The 439-nt window shown below is 67.0% G+C and carries 1 protein-coding gene; it reads left to right on the top strand.

Going from position 1 to position 439, the window contains the following annotated elements; translation table 11 throughout:
- Nucleotides 1-439, top strand: a 439-nt coding sequence (locus tag AC1DIX_RS27890; RefSeq protein ID WP_477328598.1) for a class I SAM-dependent methyltransferase, incomplete at both ends; no start/stop codon positions are given.

The following is a 439-nucleotide window of genomic DNA, read 5'->3' as shown; positions in this document are numbered from 1 at the left end:
CTCGCTGGCCCAGCTGATTACCCGGGAGATCGAGCCGGCAGCCGGCCGCGTCATCGAACTCGGGCCGGGCACCGGCGTCTTCACGCGCGCACTGATCGGCCGCGGCGTTGCCGAGAGCGACCTGGTGCTGATCGAGAAAGGACGCGAATTCACCGGCATGCTGGCGGCACGTTTTCCGCAGGCGGCGATTGTCGAAAGCGATGCGGCGAAGATCGGACAGCTCGATATTGGCGGCCCGGCGGGCGCCGTCGTCAGCGGCCTGCCGCTGCTCTCCATGCCGCCGCGCCAGGTGATGGCGATCCTGGCCGGTGCCTTCAGGCATCTCGACAAGCAAGGGAAATTCTATCAGTTCACCTACGGCCCGCGCTGCCCGGTGCCACGCCCGATCCTCGACAGGCTGGGCCTGAAAGCGGTGTTCCTGGGACGGACGATCCAGAAT

The sequence above is a fragment of the Massilia sp. 05N420 genome, from assembly GCF_056397205.1.
Note: the sequence above shows the minus strand (reverse complement) of the source record. Positions and strands in the feature narration are given on the sequence as shown.